Origin of the sequence: Phenylobacterium koreense (genome assembly GCF_040545335.1) — a bacterium.
GTDB lineage: Bacteria > Pseudomonadota > Alphaproteobacteria > Caulobacterales > Caulobacteraceae > Phenylobacterium > Phenylobacterium koreense.
In genome coordinates, this window is the sequence record NZ_JBEPLU010000003.1 from 455090 (window position 1) to 475833 (window position 20744).

The following is a 20744-nucleotide window of genomic DNA, read 5'->3' on the forward strand; positions in this document are numbered from 1 at the left end:
ATGAATCCCCGGCACGCTCACGCGGCCGGGGATGACGATCCAAGCAAGAGCGAAGGCCTATGCGACACCGCTGCGCCGCAGGGAGCATCTTGCCGCGGTCGCCGCGCTTGCCGCCGCGTGATTCCCGCCCCACCTTGAAGACATGAGCGCGCGCATGTCGGACGCTGGGCCACCACGTTTGGTGGCGGTGCTGGGGCCGACCAATACAGGCAAGACCCACCTGGCCGTCGAGCGGATGCTGGGCCACGCCAGCGGCATGATCGGCCTGCCGCTGCGCCTGCTCGCGCGCGAGATCTACGACCGGATCGTCAAGCTGCGCGGCGCCTCCTGCGTCGCCCTGATCACCGGCGAGGAGAAGATCGTCCCGGCGCGGGCTCAGTATTTCGTCTGCACGGTCGAGGCCATGCCCCTATCGCGCCAGGTCGAGTTCCTGGCCGTCGACGAAATCCAGCTCTGCGCCGACCCCGAGCGCGGCCACGTCTTCACCCACCGGCTGCTGCACGCCCGCGGCCGGTTCGAGACCATGTTCATGGGCGCCGGGACCATGGCGCCGCTGGTGCGCCGCCTCCTGCCCGACGCCGAGATCGTCACCCGCGAACGGTTCTCGCGCCTCACCTATTCCGGGCCCAAGAAGCTCACCCGCCTGCCGCGGCGTTCGGCCGTGGTCGCGTTCTCGGCCGATCAGGTCTACGCCATCGCCGAGCTGATCCGCCGCCAGCGCGGCGGGGCGGCCGTGGTGATGGGCTCGCTCAGCCCACGCACCCGCAACGCCCAGGTGGCGCTCTACCAGTCGGGCGAGGTCGACTTCCTGGTGGCCACCGACGCCATCGGCATGGGCCTCAACATGGACGTCGACCACGTGGCCTTCGCGGGCCTGCGCAAGTTCGACGGCAAGCGCACCCGCTTCCTCCACCCGGCCGAGGTGGGCCAGATCGCCGGACGCGCCGGACGCTTCACCCGCGACGGGACCTTCGGGGTCACCGGCGAGTGCGAGGACATGGACGCCGACCTGATCGAGGCTGTCGAGGAGCACCACTTCGAGCCCATCGCCGCGGCCGAGTGGCGCAACGCGGCCCTCGACTTCGGCTCGCTGGCCGCCCTGCAGCGCTCCCTGGCCGCGCCGCCCGCCCAGCCTGGGCTGAAGCTTTCAGCCGAGGCCCTGGACGAGAAGACCCTGCGCGCGGTGGCCGACGAGCCCGAGGTGATCGATCGCTGCGCCCGCGACCGCGCCGCCCTGACGCGGCTGTGGGACGTCTGCCAGACGCCGGACTTCCGCAAGACCTCCGGCGAGGAGCACATCCGGCTGATCCGCGAGTTCTTCGGCTGGCTGACCAGCCGCGACCGCAAGGTGCCCGAGGACTGGATCGCCGGTCAGTACCGCCACCTGGACCGTACGGACGGCGAGATCGACACCCTGGCCGCGCGCCTCGCCAGCGTGCGGACCCTGGCCTATGTCGCCAACCGGCCCGACTGGCTGGCCGATCCCGGCGGCTGGCAGGGCAAGACCCGACTGCTGGAGGACCGGCTCTCCGACACCCTTCACGAGAAGCTGATGGCCCGCTTCGTGGACCGCCGGACCAGCGTGCTGATGCGCGCGCTGCACATCCGCGCCGACATGCTGGCCGGCGTCGCCGCCGATGGCGCGGTGACCGTTGAGGGGCAGTATGTCGGCAAGCTGCAGGGCGTCGCGTTCCAGCCGGCGCAAGGGGCCAGCGTGCTGGAGGAAAAGGCCCTGCGCGCCGCCGCGGTCACCGCCGTCGGCCCCGAGATCACCAAGCGACTGGGCCAACTCGCCGCCGAGCCGGACGAGGCCTTCGCCTTCACCCCCGATGGGGTGGTGCTGTGGCGGGGAGAGGCCGCGGGCGCCGTCGCCGGCGGGACGCCCTTCGCTCCGCGGGTGCGGCTCTATGGGGAGCTTGGCCCAGGCGCGGCCCGCGAACGCGCCGCCCGGCGGCTGGAGGCCTTCCTGGCTTCGGAGGCCGCGCGCCGGCTCGCCCCCTTGCGCAAGCTCGAGAGCGCCATCTCGTCGGGCAGGATCAAGGGCCTGGCCCGCGGCATCGCCTATCGCCTGCTGGAGGCCGGCGGCGTCCTCGACCGCGGCCTCGTCCGCGCCGAGGCCAAGGCCCTGAGCCAGGTCGAGCGGCGGACCCTGAAATCGCTGGGGGTGCGCCTGGGCGCCTTCAGCCTCTACATGCCGGGCCTCCTGAAGCCCGCCTCGCTCGCGTTCGCCCAGGGCTTCGCCCCTGGCCAGGGACGCCCGAGCGCCGGCCGCCTGGCCGAACCGCCGCCGCCGCCGACGACGCTCGCCGCCTTCGGCCTGCGCGCGGTCGGCCGCCACGCCATTCCGGTTGAGACGCTCGAACGCCTGGACGCCCTGCTCCGCGCCGCGGCCAAGCCGGGCCTGCTGTCGGACCAGGCCCGCGAGGAGCTGGGCTGGAGCGAAGCCGAGGCCAGGGACATCATGCGCGCCCTGGGCTTCGCCCCCATCAGCAAGGCGGGGCCCGGCGAGCCGGTGGTCTGGCGCCGCCGCGGCGAAAAGCCCAAGGCTCAGCCCGCGGCCAGGCCTTCGCCGCACTCGCCGTTCGCAGCCCTCGCGACGCTGAAGGAAGCGCCGCCTCCGCAGCGCCGGCCGCGGCGTAAGCGCAAGCCCGTCCGCGCCAAGGCCCAGCCATGAGCGAGGACGCCTGCAGGGCCGACGTCTGGCTGTGGCGCGCCAGGTTCTTCAAGACCCGCTCCATGGCGGCGAAGTTCCTCGACGAGGGCAAGGTGCGCCTGACCCGTGGCGGCGCCGAGACCCGGATCGACAAGTGCGCCCGGCCGGTGAAGGTCGGCGACAGGCTGGTCTTCGCAGTCGGCGGCAAGCTGATCGCGGTGGCGGTGGAGTCGCTTGGCGAGCGGCGCGGGCCGGCGACCGAGGCGCGACTGCTCTACACCCCGCTGGACGCCGCCTGACGCAGCTTGGCCCAGCGGCCGCTCCGGCCTAGTAGAGGCGCATGGCCTGGACCCGCCGCTACGACGATCCCGAACCCCAGCGCGTCAACAAGTGGCTCGCCCAGAGCGGCGTCTGCTCGCGGCGCGAGGCCGAGGCCCTGATCGCCAAGGGCCTGGTGTTCATCGACGGCCAGCGGGTCGACGACGCCGGCCGCAAGATCGAGCCGGGCCAGACCCTGGTGCTCAACGACAGCGCCCAGACCCTGCTGGAGACCAGCCTCAGCGTGGTGATCCACAAGCCGGTAGGCGTGGTTTCGGGCCAGCCGGAGCCCAAGCAGGTCCCGGCGGTGCGGCTGCTGACCAAGGACGCGCTCTGGGGCGAGAGCCCCGCCATTCCCGGGTTCGAGAACAAGCTGGCGCCAGTGGGGCGGCTGGACATGGATTCCCGCGGGCTGTTGATCCTCTCGGAGGACGGCGTGCTGGCCAAGGCGATCATCGGGCCGGAATCCGAGCTCGACAAGGAGTACCTCGTCAAAGTCACCGGCAAGATCACGGACGCCAAGCTCGGCATGCTGCGCCATGGCATCAGCCTGGACGGCCGGAAGCTGAGGCCCGCTAAGGTGACCCTGGTCGGCGACCAGCAGCTCCGTTTCGTCTTGAAGGAAGGCCGCAACCGCCAGATTCGCCGGATGGCCGAGGCGGTCGGCCTGCACGTGGTCGACCTCTACCGCGTCCGCATCGGACCGCTGCAGCTCGGCGAACTGCCCGAAGGCCGCTGGCGCCCGCTGACGCCCGAGGAGCGCGAGTCGCTGATCAAGGCTTCCCGCCCCTAGACGCCGGCCGATCCCCTTCTCCCACCAGCGTGGAAGGGATTTTGGGGGGAGGCGGATGCGTACTATCGACGCTTCCAGATAACTTGTGCGGCCCAGGCATTGACTTTGGAGGTCCAGGGCCGGAAAAACCGCCGCCCGATCAGTGTGCCCGGAGCTTGCAAGTCGCGATGACCTACATCGTCATGGATCCATGCATCAAATGTAAGTTCATGGACTGCGTGGAGGTGTGTCCCGTCGACTGCTTCTACGAGGGCGAGAACACCCTGGTCATCAATCCGGACGAATGCATCGACTGCGGCGTCTGCGAGCCGGAATGCCCGGTCGACGCCATCAAGCCGGACACCGAGGACGAGGCCGATTCCAAGTGGCTGCGGATCAATACCGAGTACTCCAAGGTCTGGCCGAACATCACGGTGAAGGGCGAACCGCCCGCCGACCGTGAGGAGTTCGAACGCGAGACCGGAAAGTTCGAAAAGTACTTCAGCGAGAAGCCTGGTCGCGGCTCCTGAGCCGCGCCACATCGCCGCAAGCCTTTCTCTCGGCTGATTTTTATGCTATTGTGACTGCTGTTGTGGCGTTGGCGACAGCCGGCCGCTTCATTTTTCTTCAGAAGAGCCGTTCCGGCCCATGATCCGCCGTACCCGGCGAAGGGTGTCCCAAAGGTCTAATCCGTTCCGACAGGTTTATCACGCCGCGCAGTTTTGCGGAGGGTGAGTTTTTTGTCCTGTGTGGAACCGGTTAACGCCTCGAAAAGGGACGGTTGACTCGAAAGGACTTGAGCGAATGAGCAAGAGCGGACTGGAATTCTCTGTCGGCGATCACGTCGTCTATCCGGCTCATGGCGTGGGCCAGATTCAGGGGATCGAGACCCAGGAAGTCGCTGGCTATTCGCTCGAAGTCTACGTCATCACCTTCGACCACGAGAAGATGACCCTCCGCGTCCCGACCGCCAAGGCCCGCACCGCCGGCCTGCGCTCGCTGGCCGAGGGCAACGTGGTCAGCCAGGCCCTCACCACCCTGAAGGGCCGCGCCCGCGTGAAGCGCACCATGTGGTCGCGCCGCGCCCAGGAATACGAAGCCAAGATCAATTCCGGCGACCTGATCTCGATCGCCGAGGTCGTCCGCGACCTGCACCGCGCCGAGAACCAGCCAGAGCAGTCCTATTCGGAGCGCCAGCTCTATGAATCGGCCCTGGACCGCATGGCCCGGGAAGTCGCCGCGATCGAACGCATCGACCGCGAAGCAGCCATCACCATCCTCAACAAGAGCCTGGTGAAGGCGGCGGCCGCCTAAGGGCGCCTTCCGCAAACCGACAAGTCCTGGACGCCCGGCCTCACCGCCGGGCGTTTTGGCATCCGGAGCATCCATGAGCACCGCGCCCATAGGCTTCGCCGACCTGCTGGCCCGCCCGCGGGCGCAGGCGAGCGTCAGGATCGCCTACGGCCCCGACCCGCTGCAGTTCGGCGAGCTGTGGCTGCCTGAGGGGCCGGGTCCGCATCCGACGGTCGCGATGATCCACGGCGGATGCTGGCGCGCCGACCTGCCTGGCCTGGAACTCATGGACTACGCCGCCGAGGATCTGGCGCGGCGCGGCCTTGCGGTCTGGAACATCGAATATCGGCGTCTCGGCCATGAAGGCGGCGGCTACCCGGGAACCTTCCTCGATATCGCCGCCGGCCTCGACCATCTGCGGACGCTCGCCCAGCGCCATCCCGTGGACATCACCCGCGCCGTGCTTTGCGGCCACTCGGCTGGCGGCCATCTGGCGGTGTGGGCCCTAGCGCGAGCGCGGCTTGCGAAGACCAGCCCCTTGTGGTCGGCCGATCCCCTGCTCGCGCGCGGCGCCGTGGCCCTGGCCGGCATCATCGACCTGGCCGCCTATCATGCGAGCGGCCCAGACGAGTGCGGCGGCCCGGGCGTGATCGACGCCCTGGTCGGGGCCGGGCGGAGGGATGGCGAAGTCTATGCCGACACTTCGCCGCCCAGCCTGCTGCCAATCGGCGCGCGGCAGGTCGTGGTTTCAGGCGCGCTCGACTACATCGTCCCGAGCCGGTTCGGCGCGGACTATGGCGCGGCGGCCCGCAAGGCCGGGGACGAGGTCGAGGTTGTAGATTTCGCGGGCGCAGGCCATTTCGAGCTCATCGACCCCACATCTGCCGTCTGGCCCGACATCTACGCGCGCCTTGCGCGGCTGCTTGCCTAGACCTTGACGAAGATCGGCCCGGAAAGGACCTCGTAGCGGCGCGCGTCGAGCCTGAGCCTGGGACGCAGTTGGTAGACGCCCGGCACGAGAACCTGGCCCGGCGCGACCGGGAGGCGCCAGCCGGCGCCTCCGGCCGGATCGACCACCGAGAAGCCATCGAAGTGCGGCGAGGCTCGCATGACCGCGGCGGCCAGCTCGGCCTCGTGCGACAGTCGGAAGGGCAAGGGCGCCGCCAGCTCGCCGCCCGGCGTCGCATAGAGGCCTACGGCGAAGAGCCGGTCTCCCCGTACGACGACGCCGTAGCCGGCGCAGGCATGGCTGGGATCGACCAGGGTGCTCCAGTGCGACGGGCTCGCCCGCCAGATGTCCAGCACGTCCTGCGCGCCCGACCCGCGGTCGGTTTCCCGGAAGGCGATGTTCTCGCTGGCCGAGCCGATCATCCTCCGGGCCAGGATCGCCACCCGATGGCTGGGGCCGAATCCCTCGGGCGTGAGGTGGCCGATATAGGCGCGCTCGGCCAGGTCTGCGGCGTGGGCGCTGGCCACCCTGGCCAATTCCGGGCTCCAGGCGCAGGCGCGCGCGCCGGCCCGCGCCCGAGCGCCGTTGGTCAGGATCAGGATTTCCTGGGCGACATCCTGCGCGAAGGCGCCGCCCCCGCCGTCCGCCAGACGGTCGCGCAGGCGCGTCTCATAGCCCAGCCACTGGGCCTCCGGCACGGCCGAAGCCGCGGCGGGAAACGCCGCGAGGCTGGACACGCCCACCGCCAGAAAGGCCCGACGCGAAAGCTCCTCAGCGCCCATCCAGATCCCGAAAGCCCGCCAAACCGCGCTCAGGCCGCAGCGGCGAAAGCCTGAACCACCGGCAGGAGCTGTTCCAAGTCTACTGGCTTATGGATTAACGGAGTCTCTGGATAGCTGTCGCTGGGCAATGCGCCGTAGCCGGTGGCGAAGGCGAAGGGCACGCCGCGCCGATGCAGCGCCTCGGCCACCGGGAACGCGGTCTCGCCGCCGCCGAGGTTGACGTCCAGCAGGGCGCCGTCGATCCGCACCGGCGGCGCTTCCATCCAGGCCATGGCCGCCGCCAGGGAGCCGAACGAGCCGACGATCTCGCAGCCGAGGTCAGTCAGCAGGTCCTCCATCATCATCGCCACCAGCGGCTCGTCTTCCACCAGGATGACCCGAAGCATCAGCGTAACGTCATCCGCGAGGAGAGCGGGGCGCGCAGGCGAAACCGCAGCCCCTCCTGCTCGAAAGCCACCTCGGCCTCCCCGCCCAGTTCCTTGGCCAGGCCCTCGATCAGCCGCGAGCCGAAGCCGCGCTTCCCGGGCGCCCTGACCGGGGGACCGCCGCCCTCCTCCCAGCGGAACTCCAGGAAGCCAGGGCCGTCGCCCGCAGCGTCGATCTGCCATGCGACGTCGAGGCGGCCGCCCTCGACGCTCAGCGCCCCGTACTTGGTGGCGTTCACCGCCAGTTCGTGGATCGTCATGTGCATCGCCACCGCCGTTTCCGGCGCCAGGGCGACCGGCGGGCCGGACACCGTGATCTGCAGGCCGCCTACCCCGCAGAAGGGCGTCAGCGCCTGGCCGACCACCTCGCTCAGGGCGGCATGGCCCCAGGCGCCCTTGGTCAGCAGCTCATGGGCGCGGGAAAGCGCGCTGATCCTGCCGTTGAAGGCCTCGACGAACCGACGGGGCGACGGCGCGCGCCGCAAGGTCTGGTCGGCGATCGACTGCACGGCGGCCAGGGTGTTCTTGCAGCGATGGTCCAGCTCGCGCAGCAGGAACTGCCGACGCTCCAGGGCGTCGGACAGGGAGGCGTAGATCTCGGCGTTCACCAGCGCAGTGGCGGTGGCCCGAGCCATGATCTGCAATCGCGCCATCTCCTCCTGGCTCGGCGTGCGCACCTGGGCCCAATAGGCGCCGATCGCCGCGACCGGATCCTTCGGCCGCACCGGCGTCATCACCATGCTCTTCACGAAGGTCGGTCGGTAGGCGTCCTGCGGGGTGCGCGGGTCGGCATAGATGTCCGGGATCACCGCGGAGCGGCCGTTGCGCATCACCCAGCCGGAGATGCACTGGTCCATCGGGAAGCGGCGGCCCTTCCAGAGCGGCGCGATGGCGTCCTCCTCCAGATAATGGCACTCATCGCCGTCCCGCAGAACGAAGGTGACCCCGTCGGCGCCGGACACGCGGCGGGCGAAGGTGCGGACCACCGCAGCCACCTCGACCACCGTGCGCGCGTCGGACAGCGCCTCGATCATCTCCAGCAGCATGGAGACGCCGCCCCGCGGATCCAACTCCGCCAGCCCGTCCTGCGCGACCGCCCTCAACATGGCCTACCCTGGCGACCAAATTCCCGTTACAGGAGAATTTTGCCTAGGCTCGCCGCGTCACGCAAGTCAATCGGCGGCAGCTTCCGAAGATAATTCACCGGTAACCTTGGTATCGTGTGAGGAATGCTGTTGCTCGGACCGAACATCCGGACCTCTCGACAGTTCAAACGCCAGTTTCTCCCGATCAAGATCTCCCTCCCAGCGCGCGATGATTAATGTCGCCACGCCGTTGCCCACCAGATTGGTCAGGGCGCGGCACTCGCTCATGAACCGGTCCACCCCGACCAGCAGGGCCAAGGACGCGATCGGAATGTTCGGCGCCACGGCCAGGGTCGCCGCCAGGGTGATGAACCCGGCCCCGGTCACCCCGCTGGCGCCCTTCGAGGTCAGCATGGCCACCGCCAGAAGGGTCAGCTCCTGGGTCAGGCTCAGGTCCGTGTTTGTCGCCTGGGCGAGGAACAGGGTGGCCAGGGTCATGTAGATGTTGGTGCCGTCGAGATTGAACGAATAGCCGGTGGGAATGACCAGGCCGGTGGTGGTCTTGCCCGCGCCCAGCCGCTGCATCTTCTCCATCATCTGCGGCAGCACCGATTCCGACGAGGAGGTGCCCAGCACGATCAGCAGCTCCTCGCGGATGTAGGCGAGGAACTTGAAGATCGAGAACCCGCCCGCCAGGGCGATGAGCCCCAGGACCACCAGCACGAACAGCAGCGAGGTGCCGTAGAAGGTGGCGACCAGGGCACCGAGTTTCAACAGCGCCGCCAGCCCGTACTTGCCGATGGTGAAGCCCATGGCGCCGAACGCCCCGATCGGGGCCAGCTTCACGATCACCTGGATGATCGAGAAGAACACCTTGGAGATGTCCTCCAGCACCCCGGCGACCTTGTCGCCGAAGGCGCCCAGGCGCGAGCAGGCGAAGCCGGTGACGATGGCGATCACCAGGACCTGCAGCAGGTTGCCGTCGGCGAAGGCGCCGACGAAGGCGTCGGGGATCAGGCTCAGTAGGTAGTCGGCCAGGCCCTCATGGTGCGCGGCCTTCTCGACGTAGCCAGCGGTGATGCTGGGATCGAGGGTGGCGGGATCGACGTTGAAGCCGGCGCCCGGCTTGACCAGGTTGCCGACCACCAGGCCGATGACCAGGGCGACGGTGGAGACGACTTCGAAATAGATCAGGGTCTTGGCGCCCAGCCGTCCGAAGGCCTTGATGTCCCCCATCCGCGCGATGCCGGCCACCACGGTGCAGAAGATCACCGGCGCCACGGCCATCTTGATCAGCTTGATGAAGCCGTCGCCCAGCGGCTTGAGCGCCACCCCGACGTCCGGCCACAGCGCCCCGACCGCAATCCCCAGGGCGATGCCGACAAGCACCTGCACGTAGAGAACGCGGAAGACTCTCAAGAAACCCATATGCAAGATCCCACTCGCAGCCATTCCCACATGAATGGCATTGCGCTATCACCCCCGCCGGTCGGCCCGGTAGCTCAGCAGGATAGAGCAGCGCTTTCCTAAAGCGAAGGTCGGGGGTTCGAGTCCCTCCCGGGCCGCCAGATGGCTTGTCGTTGCAACTTAAGACGTACCCATTTCCAACTTAAGGCCGTCAGATATATCGAGGTGAGGGCCGCGCCGCCGCTCCAGGGCTAGCTCTCGGTGCTCCATCGCGCTTCTGCTATGGAACGTCGGCCGGGGTAGTCGACCTTGAGGGCGACGCAGTGATACTGTCGCTTGCAACTGCGCGGGGCCGGCTCTCGGGCCGTAGATCAATCGCTGCGAGGACACATAGTGGCATCGGACCAGGGCATCCCTACGATGCGCTCGATCTCTCCGTTTCGCTATCCGGGCGGCAAGGCGTTTCTCTACAAGTATCTGCAGGGTCGGCTGGCATCGTTGCCGGAGGGTCCCCGCTACTACGCCGAGCCCTTCTGCGGCGGTGCCGGCGCAGACGCCAGCACTTCTCTCAGCCGACCCAAGTCCGGGTTCTGACTCTTCACCGCTGGTTCGATGTCCCGATCCTTCGAGCCGTAGAGCCAGGTCAACAGATTCCGCAGTTCATCGAAGCGATCCGAGGGTACGGGATTGATGTCCGGATCCGCGCTGCGGTCTGGGCGAGACATGCCGAGGTAGTTAGTGAATTCCCCATAGGAAAGCCCGGTGTACAGATGAGAAAAGCTGAACGACTTCTTCTTGCGGTCTGCAATGTCATAAACGCCGTTCTCCTCCGCCTGAATGAGCACATGCAGAGCAGCAATCATTCGGTGCATAGTCATATGCTGATCGCCCATCCGGCTGGCGATCTGCTGTAAATTCATGCCGCTGCGGTCAGGTTTCTTCTGCTCGTCCTCAAGCCATCGGGCGGCAAATCGCGCCTTCGCAAAAGCGTCCCACGACTGCGGCCCATTGATGTGTTTGAAACCGATAAGATCTCGAGCGTCATCTTCGTGGGCCACTCGGTAGACCAGAAGCTCGTTCAGTGTTGCAGCCTTTTCAGGCGCGATCGGCGGTATTGTTACTCGCGCCGCCTTGGCGAACTCAGGATCTCTCAGGGCCTTCACGGCGGCAAGCCGCCTGTTTCCCTCTAGGACCGCCAATCGGTTACCACGCTCGATGACGATCAACGGCTCTATGTTGATATAGCCTGCAGTCGAGATTGACTGGACCAATTCGGCCAAGTCCGCTGAGGTTGCCAACATAGCCACGACGGCAATGTCGCTGCCGCTCGAAGGCTCCTTGTCCGGCGCGAAGCGCGGATTGTTCTGGTCAAAGTCGAGAAGTTCGACCGGGACCTTATGGGCCTCACCGATCGGGGGAAGGCGAGCGCTACCTTCGGCCATGCTTATCCTTGGATAAACCGCAGGGCCCTGCCACCCCGGCGACGTTGGCTCTATGACCCTTTCACAAATTCCAAGTCAACAGCAAGGCGGGCCGCCCACAGTGATTCAAGTTGTGTTCGCCGCATAGGTTTACGCTTCCGAACCATCGACGTCGGTGGATGGTAGCTGGGGGCAGCTACAAGCTTGATAGGCCGTTGCACACGCTTTGAGTGCTGTCGGCCTACCTCAGCGCCACAGCCGGGCGCCGGCCCCAAGCTACGCAAACCGCCCAATGACGCGGGATAGCGCCTCGGGGTTGATCTTGCGATGCGACGCGAACGCCCGTGGCCGGCCAGCGCCCCCCTGAACGAGCGGTCTGCCCCGGCGCCAAGTGACGAGTGCTCGTCTGCATACGGATGACTTGCACCAACTTGCGCACGCCATCAAAGCAGATCGGACGCCAAATCCCATAGGCGCGCGGCGTTTTCGGCGTCGAGTGCGTAGCGGGCGACGCCGCGGAAGTCGGCCGAGCGCGCGTCGAGCACGGATGCTTCACTACAGTCTTCAAAATAGCGTCCCGAAACGCCCGCAACGTGCGGCGAAGCCGCCAAAAGGACCGACGTGGCGGCGCCTTGTGGGGGCGACTTCCGCAATGCGACCGGCGCCCGCAAACCGCCAGTGTGGCGCTGTAGATTAGTGGCGATTGCGCCAGGGTTTAAAGCGTTCACACAAATCCCATCAGCCGCCCAACGCCTCCCTGCTTCCACAGCAAACAGGATCGCCGCCGTCTTTGACTGAGCGTACGCCAAGTATGGATCGTAAGTGAGGAACCGAAAGTGCGGATCGTCGAACTGCATCGGACCCATCAGGTTGGCGCTTGAGCTCACCGATACGACCCGCGCGTCACCGGCGCTCTTCAGCGCCTCGTGCAAGCCCAGCGCAAGGGCGAAATGGCCCACAAAGTTTGTGGCGAACTGCAGTTCGCAGCCCTGAGGCGATCGTTCGAGTTCAGGCAGCGCCATGATGCCGGCGTTGTTGATCAACATGTCCACCGGACCGCGCCACCTATCGACAAAGTCTGTTACTGTTTCGAGCCGGGCGAGATCCAAAAACGCTGCGTAAATCGCGGTACTACCCGTAGAGGCTTTCAGTTCAGCGATCGCTGACCCAGCCGCTTCCGGCCTCCGCACCGCAAGCGTCACCTCGGCGCCTGCTGCGGCCAAGGCTCGAGCCGTTTCGAGGCCAATGCCAGAGGCGCCGCCGGTGACTATGGCTCGCCGGCCGGTTAGGTCGACCCCGGCCAAGACGTCGGCGGCGGCTGAGGTGAAGCCGAAAGGCGTTGTGATCAGAGTATGGTTCATGGCGCGTCTCCTTGCACCTCGGGCCGCGGGCGCCGAAAGCGGCGCGGGTGGATCGTTTCGGGAGGGTCGGCCCTGTCACGCCGAGACGCTCGGACCCGACATGTCAGTTCTGGCGAACACCGTCAGATCGCTCCCGTGTACCCGCGGCGGACCGGTGACCGTAGCGTTTCTCCAACCGCGCGGCCCCAGGCTCGCAGGCCTCCACCGCACGTCCAATGCTATCCCTCGGTGATCTTCACGAAGCCCTGCTGCACGAGTTGGATGGTGCGGGACATGGCGTCAGTGTTGATCATTACGCCCGGGAGGAGATCGGAATTACCCCAGCCGTTCACTCGCGCCGTAGCGCCGCAAAGCTCAACCTGGACCCCGCGTGCGGCAAGCTCGGCGAGCAGTTGCCGGTAGTGAAAGATCGCTGCGGGAAGGTCGCCCTCGAACTGCAGCGCCCCGATGCTGTGCACGGACCTTACGCTGTCGAGGACCACAGGGCGATCAACGTTCAGGGCGGAAGCAGGGTTCTTCAAGGGTCTACTCCGTTCGGCGGGGCCAGATCAGACCCGCCTATAGGCCGGGTCAGTTGTGTTCGCTGTCATCACAGGGAACACTTCTCAGGGCTTGGACGAGACCTCGCCGCTTTGGACGCAAGCGGGTTTCAGCCGATCACCAAGCCGCTGCGGCGCGTCGGGCGACCGACAGGCCGAGGGTAAAAGCCGGGGCAGAAGGCTAATCCCGACACTGCTGAGGCGTCACGATCGCAGCGACGGCGTTTAGTTCGGAACACCGCATAGACTTCAGAGCCAACCGTTCCGGTCCAATAGCCTGCAGCCGGAAGTGGGACAGCGCACCGGCGACGTCGTGTAGTCGCGAGCGCCGCGCCCCCGCCCGGCGTGGCCCTGTCAGGCGCCGACTGCGGCGTGTGGAATTGCACGTCGACACGTCTTCACATCCGCTCACATCGCCTAACGGCGTGGGGCAGCGAGAAAGGCGCAACCTTGGTGGCGCAGGGACCTCCTGCTGACCAGATCCGCCGGCGCATCGCCGGCCGATCACACCCAAGGAGTGAGCAATGGATCCTCAACTCAGCCCTCAGGGCGCCTCGCGTCGTGGACTCATGACTTCCGGCGTTGGGGTCGCCGCTGTGGCCGCCGCCGCCCCCCTCGCCGACGCGGCGCGCGCCGGGCCGGCCGCGAAGGATCCAGCCTCACAGGGATCTGGTTTCGTCGCCGCTAAGGACGGAGCGCAGATCTTCTACAAGGACTGGGGCTCCGGCCAGCCCATCGTTTTCAGCCACGGTTGGCCGCTGACTTCTGACGATTGGGACGCCCAGATGATGTTCTTCGCCGATCAAGGCTTCCGGGTCGTCGCTCACGACCGCCGGGGCCACGGCCGATCGAGTCAGACGTGGGGCGGCAATGACATGGACACCTACGCCGACGACCTGCGCGCCGTGGTAGGGGCGCTCGACCTGCGAAACGCCATTCACATTGGTCATTCGACCGGCGGCGGCGAAGTCACTCGCTACTTGGCGCGACACGGAACCGACCGGGCGTCGAAGGGCGTTCTGATCGGCGCCATCCCGCCGGTGATGGTCAAGAAGGCCACTAATCCCGAGGGCACGCCCCTTGAAGTGTTCGACGGTTATCGCACGGCGTTGCTGGCCGATCGCGCGCAGCTCTACATCGACATCCCTACGGGTCCCTTCTATGGCTTCAATAGGCCTGGGGCGAAGGTCAGTCAGGGACTGATCAACAAATGGTGGCGTCAGGGCATGATGGGCAGCGTCAAGGCGGGCTACGACTGCATCAAGGTTTTTTCAGAAACTGACTTCACCGACGATCTCAAGAAGATCGACATCCCGGTTTTGGTGATGCACGGGGAGGACGATCAGGTCGTGCCCTATAAGGACGCGGCTCTTAAGTCGGCAAAGCTGCTGTCGAAGGGCTTGCTGAAGACCTACCCCGGGCTTCCGCACGGCATGGCCACGACCCACGCCGACCTGATCAACGCGGACATTCTGGCTTTCATTCGTCGTGCATGAGCGCGGCGCCGTCGCAGCTTAGCATTGCACCATCGAGCTCTGGCGCCGGCGGCAACGCCGGCGCCATTCCTTTAGGGACGGGGCGCGTGCCGGCCCTGACGTGAGGCGGCGAGGGTAAGTGAGAATCGTGCGCCGCGCCCCGGCGCGCTCGCGAGGCCAATTTGAACGCCCAGCCGTTCGGCGGAGTCGCGGACGATGGCGAGACCAAGCCCCAGGCCCTCCATATCTGAGGCGCCCCGGCGGTGCGGTTCGAACAACGCGGCTACGCCGTCAACGTCCAGGCCCGGCCCCGTATCGACGATGTCGATGCGGCAACCGCCGGCCTGTCGCCGAACGCCCACTACAACGCCGCCCGCCCGAGTGTGGCCCACGGCGTTGCCGATGAGGTTGCGCACAGCCGTCAGCAGGAGCTTCGGGTCGGCAATCACCGATAAGTTGCTGTCGACGACAGCCAGGCGCAGGCCTTTTACGGCCGCGTGGTGGCGCCATTCGTTGGTAGCAGCGCGCAAAAGCGCCCCCAGCCTGGTCCGCACCGGCTCAGGCTCCGAAAGTCGCGCCGAGCGGGCGAGATCGGCGAGGCTGGCGGCCAAGTTGCGCACCTCGGCGCGCGCAATCGCTAGCCAGTCGGGACTGCCGGTCCGCGCGTCCTGCGTCGCCACGCGGTCCAGCGCCAACAGGACGACCTGGAGGGGTTGGCGCAGATCATGGCCTGCAATCGCGAGGAGGTAGGCCAGTCTTCGAGCCTCGTCATGCGCGCGATTGAGTTCCGCCTCGAGACCTACGCCGTCCGGCTCGACCTGCGCCTCGAGACGGCCAAAGACGACGCCATCGGCTGAGGTCCCCATCACTGGCGAAATTTCTCGCCACGCGCCTCGGTCGGCGGATTGGCGGCGCCTGCGTGGCGCTCCTTGGGGTTCGAACATCATGGCGGGCTCCAAAAGAGGGTGGCCGCCAGGCTAGGGCGTGCAGACAGGCGGAGCTTGTCACCCCATGGCGTAGCCGCAGCCGCCACGTCCAAATCTTGGGACGATCTCACAACGTCTTTCGCCAGCTCACGCGCTCTTCCTCGCTAGCCAGCCCCCGGCGGCCTTAGCTGACGGCGTAGCGCTTCCAAGCCGTCATCAAGGATACGACCATGAACGTCTCACGCGCGGGCCACGTAGCGCCGGCCACCTTTCTCGCCATCGCACTGACAGCTTACGCATCGCCGAGCCCGGCCTCGGCAAGCCCTTACAGCGATATCAACCAAGCCGCCGCCACGTCCCCGATCACGGTCTACCCGCTACGCGGCGGCGTGAGCATGCTCGAGGGCTCAGGGGGCAATATCGGGGTGCTTGCGGACGTCGACGGGATGCTTCTCGTCGACACCGGGATCGCGGTCTCTCAGGCGAAGATCGAGGCCGCCCTTGCGGGACTATCGAAGGGCCCGATCCGCTATGCGGTGAACACCCATTGGCACTGGGACCACACGGATGGCAACGCATGGGTGCATCGGGCTGGAGCCGAGATAGTCGCCGCGCGCAACGCCGCCGAACATCTCCAGCAGACGCTCCGCGTTGTGGAGTGGGAGCACACATTCACCCCCGTGGAGGCCGCCGCGCGGCCTGCCCAGACGATTTCAGCTGAGAAGATTATCGCCATGGGCGATGAGCGCGTGCGTATTCGCCCTTATCACCCCGGCCACACCGACGGCGACCTCTCGGTCTACTTCCAGCGCGCCAACGTGCTGGTGACTGGCGACACGCTTTGGAACGGGGTCTATCCGTTCATCGACTATGTCGGCGGGGGCGGCATCGACGGTGCAATACGCGCCGCCGAGGCGAACCTCACCATGTCGGGACCGGCGACGATAATCATCCCCGGCCACGGCCCGGTGGCGAGCCGCGATGACCTCAAGGCGTTCCGCGACATGTTGGTGGAAATCCGTCGTCGTGTGGCCTCGCTGAAGGCGCAAGGCAAGACACTTGCCGAAGTCCAGGCCGCTAAGCCGACCGCTGACTACGACGGCAAGTGGGGAGGCTCGATCATCAACGGCGAGCTCTTCACGGCCCTGGTCTACCGCGGGGTCTGACCGCGCGATACGCCGCGCCAGTCCTGGCGCGGCCTCTCGAGGCGGTCTTCGTGGACCATGACGGCTGTCTGGCCGCGCCGCACGCCTGCCTGCCTGCAATCGGTCCTGCTTCCGGACCGCGGAGGTCTAACGTGACGAACGCTTTTGCACCTATTGGCGTCGGCTTGATCGGCGCAAGTCCCTTGAACCCTGGCTGGGCGATGGCGGCCCACGTGCCGGCGATCGCGACCCTTCCTGACACTACGCTCGCCGGCGTGGCGACTAGCAGCCCGGCTTCGGCCGCCGCGGCCGCCGCAGCCCTGGGCGTCCCGGCCTATTCGGACCCGGATCTGCTCATTCGAGACCCCGCTGTCGACCTCGTGGTCATCGCAGTAAAGGTTGAGCATCATCACAGATTGGCCGCTGCGGCGATCGACGCGGGAAAGCCGGTTTTTGTCGAATGGCCGTTGGGCCGGACGCTGGAAGAAGCCGAGGACCTCGCAGCGCGAGCCACGCGAGCAGGCGTACGCAGCTTCATTGGGCTACAAGGACGCTTTGCGCCGGCGGTTGAGCGAGTGCGCGAGCTAGTGAGCGGTGGCGCGCTCGGCCAAGTGCTTTCCACATGCCTTTCTGGTTCTGGAATGATCTGGGGCGACAAGATCCCGCAGACCTTCGCCTACACGACGGTGAAGGAAGCCGGTGCGGGTTTGCTGGCGGTCCCTCTGATACACGCCCTAGACGCCCTCGCCTTCGCGCTTGGTGAAGTGAAGCACCTGTCAGCCAGCACCGCAGTCCAGCGACCCAATGTGGCGGTGCTGGAGACTGGAGAGGTTCTCGCCGCCACCGCGCCCGACCACGTCGCGGTGAGCGGGACGCTTACGGGCGGCGCGCTGCTGACCGCGCTCTATCGCGGCGGCCCCGTCCACGACGCCAACCTGCGGTGGGAGGTCAACGGAACGCTCGGCGACCTGATCGTCACCGCGGAGAACGGCAACTTGCAGGTCGCAGACCTCGAGCTTCACGGCGCTTGGGGAGAGGCCGAAGAATACGCGCCCATACCGCTGACGACACCAGAGAGCCGCGCCGGCTCTGGCGTGGGCGCCAATGTTCTGCGGACCTATCGCGCCATCGTCCATGACCTACGCACCGGCGACAGCACCGCCCCTGACTTCACCCACGCCGTCCTTCGCCATCGGCTGCTGGCCGCCGTAGAGCGCGCCGCCGCCACCGGCCGCTCAGAGGATTTGTCCTGATGCCTTTGACAATGAAGCAATGGCAAATCCTGCCTGCCGGACTGGATCGGTTTCGCCAAACGCAGGTGGCGGTCCCGACGCCCGGACCGGGCGAGGCCCTGGTCCGCGTCCGCGCCGTCGCGCTCAACTACCGGGACGTCGCGATGGTGGACGGGACCATTCCTCCACCAGCGTCCGGGCCGATAGTCCCGGGCTCGGACGCGGCGGGCGAAGTCGTCGCACTTGGGTCGGGAGTCACGTGCCTTAGGATCGGCGAGGCGGTGATCGATGTAGACAACATCGGATGGTTTGACGGCCCGCCGCCCGCCCATGCAAACAGCGCGCCCGTGCTCGGCAGGCTTGCGGAATTCGTGGTCGTTCCGGCGGCGCAATTGGTCAGGGCGCCGACCACGGTGAGCGCCATTTCCGCCAGCACCCTGCCTGTCGCGGGTCTGACCGCCTGGTTCGCGCTCGTGGAGGAAGGCCGCCTACGCGCGGGTCAAACGGTCGTGGTGCAGGGAACTGGCGGCGTGTCCATGTTCGCCGTCCAACTGGCGGCCGCGCACGGGGCCCGGGTGATCGTAACCTCGACATCCGACACGAAGCTGGAGCGCGCCATCGCCCTCGGCGCCAGCGCAGGCGTCAACCGGGTCGCCAATCCGGAGTGGGAACAAGTGGTGCTCGAGCTCACCGAAGGTCTCGGCGCGGACCATGTTCTTGAGATGGCCGGGGGCGACAACCTCCGCCGCTCGCTGGCAGCCGTGAAGCTCGGCGGGAGAATTTCGTTGATCGGACTGCTTGACGATGCGGAGCTTCGGGCCCCGATGCTGGAGATCTTATTCAAGCGCGTCACCTTGGCGGCGATCGCCGTGGGCCATCGACGCGCTTTGCAGGATCTGGTCCAGGCCGTCGACCAACTCCGCCTCGAGCCGGTCGTCGATCGCGTCTATGCCTTCGACGACGCTCCGTTGGCCTTTGACCACCAGCGCCGCGGCCCGTTCGGGAAAGTCGTTATCGACTTGTCGGACTGAGCACCTGGGGTTTCACGCCGCCTCACTGGGTCTCACGTGCCCTGGCCGCTCCCCAGCGCGAAGCTACTCCCATCGAAGCACACGCCTAACGGAGCTCAGATGCAGCTTAGCCGCCCCCTCCCCCTGTCTGACGGCTCTGGCGCTCCGCCGGAGATGTTGCGGGCCCTGCTCTCCGAGGCTCTGACGCTCATCGACTCCAGTCGACCTGGCGCGAGAGCATGGCTTGATCAAGCGTTGCGCCTAGTCGAGCAACCGGGCGGACCGCTTAAACCTGGCCCGCACGGTCGCAATCCCAGGCTCGCGCCTTGGCAGGCGAGCCGGGTGGCGGCGTTTGTCACAAGCCATCTTGATGTCTGTATCCGGGTGGAGGATCTCGCGGCCTTGAGCCGCCTCACCCCCGGATATTTCTCGAAGGCGTTTCGCGGCACCTTTGGTCTGCCGCCTCACGCTTACCTCCTGGAACGCCGCATCGCCCGCGCCTGCGAGATGATGGTGGGGTCCGACGAGCCATTGGCGCAGATTGCATTGGCGTGTGGACTTTATGACCAAGCCCATTTCACGCGGGTGTTCCGAAAACGCTATGGCCAAGCGCCCGGCTCGTGGCGACGCCACCGGCGAAGGGCGCCTGGCGACCCCACCTAGCCTCGTTTTGACTGGGCTGGCCGCGCGCCCGAGAGCCATCGGCGCACGCACCGGCGAGGGGTGTCGCCTCGCGCGCCCGGCCCCTCCAGGTCGGCCGGCGCCCCGCTCGTCATCCCTCAGAAGACCATAGGCGGTTCGCAACGAAGCGACCGAATTCTCGGCGCTTGCCTCAGTCGAAGAGACTGACTGCGCCGCTCGTGGCCGTAGCGTCCGGCCCCAACTCCAAGAACGTCCGCTGCAATTCCAGCTCCGCGAGCCGCCAGCCGTCGCCGGCGCGGGTCCAGAGCTCATGATAGTGGCCAGCGCCCCTTAGGCTGACGTCCCCCTGGCCGTCTCGGGCCGGAAAGACGATGCGATCCGTCATGGCCCAGATTGCGGCGACCGTGTTGTCGTCCCGCCAGGTCAGCTCAGAATTGCTCACGCGATGCAGGGAGCGCGCGCCGGCCAACAGAGGCCTTGAGGCTGCGACCATCTCGCGCGGCGACGCGAATTGCTGGATGATTTCCCCCGCGACATCACGAAAGGTGAAGGGCGCGTCTGGAAGAGCCAAGCGTTCAAACGCTTCCCATTGCTTGGTGTCGACGAAACGGCAATAGCGGGACTTCGCCCGACGGATGGCTTCGCCGACCTCATAGGCGACGATGCCGTCTTTTATGCCGTTCACGCGGCAAGCTCCTTCAACGCATCGATCTCCTTCATCGCTGCGGCTATAGCGGCCGCTCGCCGCTCAGCCCCATACCCAACCCCCTCCGCCCGGATGATCTTGACGTCGGTCACGCCAATAAAGCTCAACAGCTGCTGGATGTAGGGCTCGTGGAAATCGGTCGCCCGCGCGGGCTCTTCCATGTAGCGACCGCCACGGCTTTCCAGAACGATCGCCCGCTTGCCCGCCACCAGTCCGCGCACGACGCCGTCGACATAGGCGAAGGTCTCGCCGGGGCGCACCACATGGTCGAACCATGCACGGAGGGCTGTCGACAGGCCAAAGTTATACATGGGCGAACCGATCAGGATGAGGTCGGCCGCCCTGAGCTCGGCGATGAACTGGTCTGAGAGAAGGCGTGTCGCCCGCTCGGCGGGGGTGGCTGGCGTTCCCCTCACACCGGCGAGGGTCTCCGGCGTCAGATGTGGGGGCGGACGGATCGCCAAGTCGCGTCTCACCAGCCGGACCTCATATTGGGTCGAGACCACCGCCACTGCGTGGCCGACCAATCGCCGCGACACCGAATCTGGGCTCACGCCGCTGTTAAGGACGAGAACATTTCGCATCGCGAACTCCAATTGCGCG

Annotated in this window: 21 protein-coding genes and 1 tRNA gene; 12 read left to right on the forward strand and 10 right to left on the reverse strand. The window is 66.8% G+C overall.

The window, feature by feature from the left end:
* The first annotated feature begins 142 nt into the window (after positions 1–142).
* The 6 genes from ABID41_RS18175 (at position 143) to ABID41_RS18200 (ending at position 5967) form a co-directional block, all read left to right on the forward strand.
* Complete coding sequence (locus ABID41_RS18175) at positions 143–2674, forward strand: helicase-related protein (protein WP_435530037.1); 2532 nt, start codon at positions 143–145, stop codon at positions 2672–2674.
* A complete protein-coding gene (locus tag ABID41_RS18180) occupies positions 2671–2952 on the forward strand; it encodes an RNA-binding S4 domain-containing protein (RefSeq protein WP_331931049.1) in 282 nt (93 codons plus the stop codon). The genes ABID41_RS18175 and ABID41_RS18180 overlap by 4 nt, the downstream gene beginning before the upstream one ends.
* Before the next feature lie 41 nt (positions 2953–2993).
* Positions 2994–3764, forward strand: a complete 771-nt coding sequence (locus ABID41_RS18185) for a pseudouridine synthase (protein WP_331931047.1) — start codon at positions 2994–2996, stop codon at positions 3762–3764.
* Positions 3765–3931: 167 nt separating this feature from the next.
* Complete coding sequence (gene fdxA / locus ABID41_RS18190) at positions 3932–4273, forward strand: ferredoxin FdxA (RefSeq protein WP_331931045.1); 342 nt, start codon at positions 3932–3934, stop codon at positions 4271–4273.
* 274 nt (positions 4274–4547) lie between these two features.
* Positions 4548–5057 carry a CarD family transcriptional regulator gene (locus ABID41_RS18195; protein WP_331931043.1) on the forward strand — a complete coding sequence of 170 codons (510 nt, stop codon included), beginning with the start codon at positions 4548–4550 and terminating at the stop codon, positions 5055–5057.
* Between the two features lie 73 nt (positions 5058–5130).
* On the forward strand, positions 5131–5967 hold the full coding sequence (locus ABID41_RS18200; protein WP_354298379.1) for an alpha/beta hydrolase family protein: 837 nt from the start codon (positions 5131–5133) through the stop codon (positions 5965–5967).
* Here the strand turns inward: ABID41_RS18200 and ABID41_RS18205 are convergent.
* From ABID41_RS18205 to dctA, 4 genes are all read right to left on the reverse strand, one after another.
* Positions 5964–6767 (reverse strand): CAP domain-containing protein, encoded by an 804-nt coding sequence (locus tag ABID41_RS18205; RefSeq protein WP_354298380.1) that lies wholly within the window; start codon positions 6765–6767, stop codon positions 5964–5966. The genes ABID41_RS18200 and ABID41_RS18205 overlap by 4 nt on opposite strands.
* Positions 6768–6796: 29 nt before the next feature.
* Entirely contained in the window at positions 6797–7153 is a 357-nt protein-coding gene (locus ABID41_RS18210) for a response regulator (RefSeq protein ID WP_331929311.1), read from the reverse strand.
* Complete coding sequence (locus ABID41_RS18215) at positions 7153–8298, reverse strand: HWE histidine kinase domain-containing protein (RefSeq protein WP_354298381.1); 1146 nt, start codon at positions 8296–8298, stop codon at positions 7153–7155. Before ABID41_RS18215 ends, ABID41_RS18210 begins: the two co-directional genes overlap by 1 nt.
* 66 nt (positions 8299–8364) lie before the next feature.
* On the reverse strand, positions 8365–9705 hold the full coding sequence (gene dctA / locus ABID41_RS18220; RefSeq protein WP_331929307.1) for a C4-dicarboxylate transporter DctA: 1341 nt from the start codon (positions 9703–9705) through the stop codon (positions 8365–8367).
* A gap of 63 nt (positions 9706–9768) precedes the next feature.
* On the opposite strand from dctA, the gene ABID41_RS18225 reads away from it, so the two are divergent.
* Positions 9769–9845, forward strand: a tRNA-Arg gene (locus ABID41_RS18225).
* Positions 9846–10202: 357 nt separating this feature from the next.
* Here the strand turns inward: ABID41_RS18225 and ABID41_RS18230 are convergent.
* From ABID41_RS18230 to ABID41_RS18240, 3 genes are all read right to left on the reverse strand, one after another.
* Entirely contained in the window at positions 10203–11126 is a 924-nt protein-coding gene (locus ABID41_RS18230) for a ParB N-terminal domain-containing protein (protein ID WP_354298382.1), read from the reverse strand.
* Positions 11127–11548: 422 nt separating this feature from the next.
* Positions 11549–12466, reverse strand: a complete 918-nt coding sequence (locus ABID41_RS18235; RefSeq protein ID WP_354298383.1) for an SDR family NAD(P)-dependent oxidoreductase — start codon at positions 12464–12466, stop codon at positions 11549–11551.
* Positions 12467–12684: 218 nt separating this feature from the next.
* Positions 12685–12987 (reverse strand): DsrE family protein, encoded by a 303-nt coding sequence (locus ABID41_RS18240; protein WP_354298384.1) that lies wholly within the window; start codon positions 12985–12987, stop codon positions 12685–12687.
* 542 nt (positions 12988–13529) lie between these two features.
* On the opposite strand from ABID41_RS18240, the gene ABID41_RS18245 reads away from it, so the two are divergent.
* On the forward strand, positions 13530–14501 hold the full coding sequence (locus tag ABID41_RS18245) for an alpha/beta fold hydrolase (protein ID WP_354298385.1): 972 nt from the start codon (positions 13530–13532) through the stop codon (positions 14499–14501).
* A 71-nt stretch (positions 14502–14572) separates the two neighbouring features.
* Here the strand turns inward: ABID41_RS18245 and ABID41_RS18250 are convergent, their stop codons facing one another.
* Positions 14573–15427, reverse strand: coding sequence for a sensor histidine kinase (locus tag ABID41_RS18250; RefSeq protein WP_354298386.1), 855 nt, complete (start codon positions 15425–15427; stop codon positions 14573–14575).
* Between the two features lie 209 nt (positions 15428–15636).
* Here ABID41_RS18250 and ABID41_RS18255 point away from each other — a divergent pair, with 209 nt between their 5' ends.
* From ABID41_RS18255 to ABID41_RS18270, 4 genes are all read left to right on the forward strand, one after another.
* Positions 15637–16572 carry an MBL fold metallo-hydrolase gene (locus ABID41_RS18255; RefSeq protein WP_354298387.1) on the forward strand — a complete coding sequence of 312 codons (936 nt, stop codon included), beginning with the start codon at positions 15637–15639 and terminating at the stop codon, positions 16570–16572.
* Between the two features lie 131 nt (positions 16573–16703).
* Positions 16704–17804: a Gfo/Idh/MocA family protein gene (locus ABID41_RS18260; RefSeq protein WP_354298388.1), complete on the forward strand. Its 1101-nt coding sequence runs from the start codon at positions 16704–16706 to the stop codon at positions 17802–17804.
* Positions 17804–18814, forward strand: a complete 1011-nt coding sequence (locus tag ABID41_RS18265) for a zinc-dependent alcohol dehydrogenase family protein (protein WP_354298389.1) — start codon at positions 17804–17806, stop codon at positions 18812–18814. Before ABID41_RS18260 ends, ABID41_RS18265 begins: the two co-directional genes overlap by 1 nt.
* Before the next feature lie 321 nt (positions 18815–19135).
* Positions 19136–19456, forward strand: a complete 321-nt coding sequence (locus ABID41_RS18270) for a helix-turn-helix transcriptional regulator (protein ID WP_354298390.1) — start codon at positions 19136–19138, stop codon at positions 19454–19456.
* Positions 19457–19625: 169 nt separating this feature from the next.
* Here the strand turns inward: ABID41_RS18270 and ABID41_RS18275 are convergent, their stop codons facing one another.
* Positions 19626–20120 (reverse strand): nuclear transport factor 2 family protein, encoded by a 495-nt coding sequence (locus tag ABID41_RS18275; RefSeq protein ID WP_354298391.1) that lies wholly within the window; start codon positions 20118–20120, stop codon positions 19626–19628.
* Complete coding sequence (locus ABID41_RS18280) at positions 20117–20725, reverse strand: FMN-dependent NADH-azoreductase (protein WP_354298392.1); 609 nt, start codon at positions 20723–20725, stop codon at positions 20117–20119. Before ABID41_RS18280 ends, ABID41_RS18275 begins: the two co-directional genes overlap by 4 nt.
* Positions 20726–20744: the final 19 nt, after the last annotated feature.

Excerpts from the sequence above, each read along its gene's own strand:
- ABID41_RS18175 (WP_435530037.1), top strand. The coding sequence starts at position 143 with ATGAGCGCGCGCATGTCGGACGCTGGGCCACCACGTTTGGTGGCGGTG.
- ABID41_RS18180 (WP_331931049.1), top strand. The coding sequence starts at position 2,671 with ATGAGCGAGGACGCCTGCAGGGCCGACGTCTGGCTGTGGCGCGCCAGG.
- ABID41_RS18185 (WP_331931047.1), top strand. The coding sequence starts at position 2,994 with ATGGCCTGGACCCGCCGCTACGACGATCCCGAACCCCAGCGCGTCAAC.
- fdxA (WP_331931045.1), top strand. The coding sequence starts at position 3,932 with ATGACCTACATCGTCATGGATCCATGCATCAAATGTAAGTTCATGGAC.
- ABID41_RS18195 (WP_331931043.1), top strand. The coding sequence starts at position 4,548 with ATGAGCAAGAGCGGACTGGAATTCTCTGTCGGCGATCACGTCGTCTAT.
- ABID41_RS18200 (WP_354298379.1), top strand. The coding sequence starts at position 5,131 with ATGAGCACCGCGCCCATAGGCTTCGCCGACCTGCTGGCCCGCCCGCGG.
- ABID41_RS18205 (WP_354298380.1), bottom strand. The coding sequence starts at position 6,767 with ATGGGCGCTGAGGAGCTTTCGCGTCGGGCCTTTCTGGCGGTGGGCGTG.
- ABID41_RS18210 (WP_331929311.1), bottom strand. The coding sequence starts at position 7,153 with ATGCTTCGGGTCATCCTGGTGGAAGACGAGCCGCTGGTGGCGATGATG.
- ABID41_RS18215 (WP_354298381.1), bottom strand. The coding sequence starts at position 8,298 with ATGTTGAGGGCGGTCGCGCAGGACGGGCTGGCGGAGTTGGATCCGCGG.
- dctA (WP_331929307.1), bottom strand. The coding sequence starts at position 9,705 with ATGGGTTTCTTGAGAGTCTTCCGCGTTCTCTACGTGCAGGTGCTTGTC.
- ABID41_RS18230 (WP_354298382.1), bottom strand. The coding sequence starts at position 11,126 with ATGGCCGAAGGTAGCGCTCGCCTTCCCCCGATCGGTGAGGCCCATAAG.
- ABID41_RS18235 (WP_354298383.1), bottom strand. The coding sequence starts at position 12,466 with ATGAACCATACTCTGATCACAACGCCTTTCGGCTTCACCTCAGCCGCC.
- ABID41_RS18245 (WP_354298385.1), top strand. The coding sequence starts at position 13,530 with ATGGATCCTCAACTCAGCCCTCAGGGCGCCTCGCGTCGTGGACTCATG.
- ABID41_RS18250 (WP_354298386.1), bottom strand. The coding sequence starts at position 15,427 with ATGATGTTCGAACCCCAAGGAGCGCCACGCAGGCGCCGCCAATCCGCC.
- ABID41_RS18255 (WP_354298387.1), top strand. The coding sequence starts at position 15,637 with ATGAACGTCTCACGCGCGGGCCACGTAGCGCCGGCCACCTTTCTCGCC.
- ABID41_RS18265 (WP_354298389.1), top strand. The coding sequence starts at position 17,804 with ATGCCTTTGACAATGAAGCAATGGCAAATCCTGCCTGCCGGACTGGAT.
- ABID41_RS18280 (WP_354298392.1), bottom strand. The coding sequence starts at position 20,725 with ATGCGAAATGTTCTCGTCCTTAACAGCGGCGTGAGCCCAGATTCGGTG.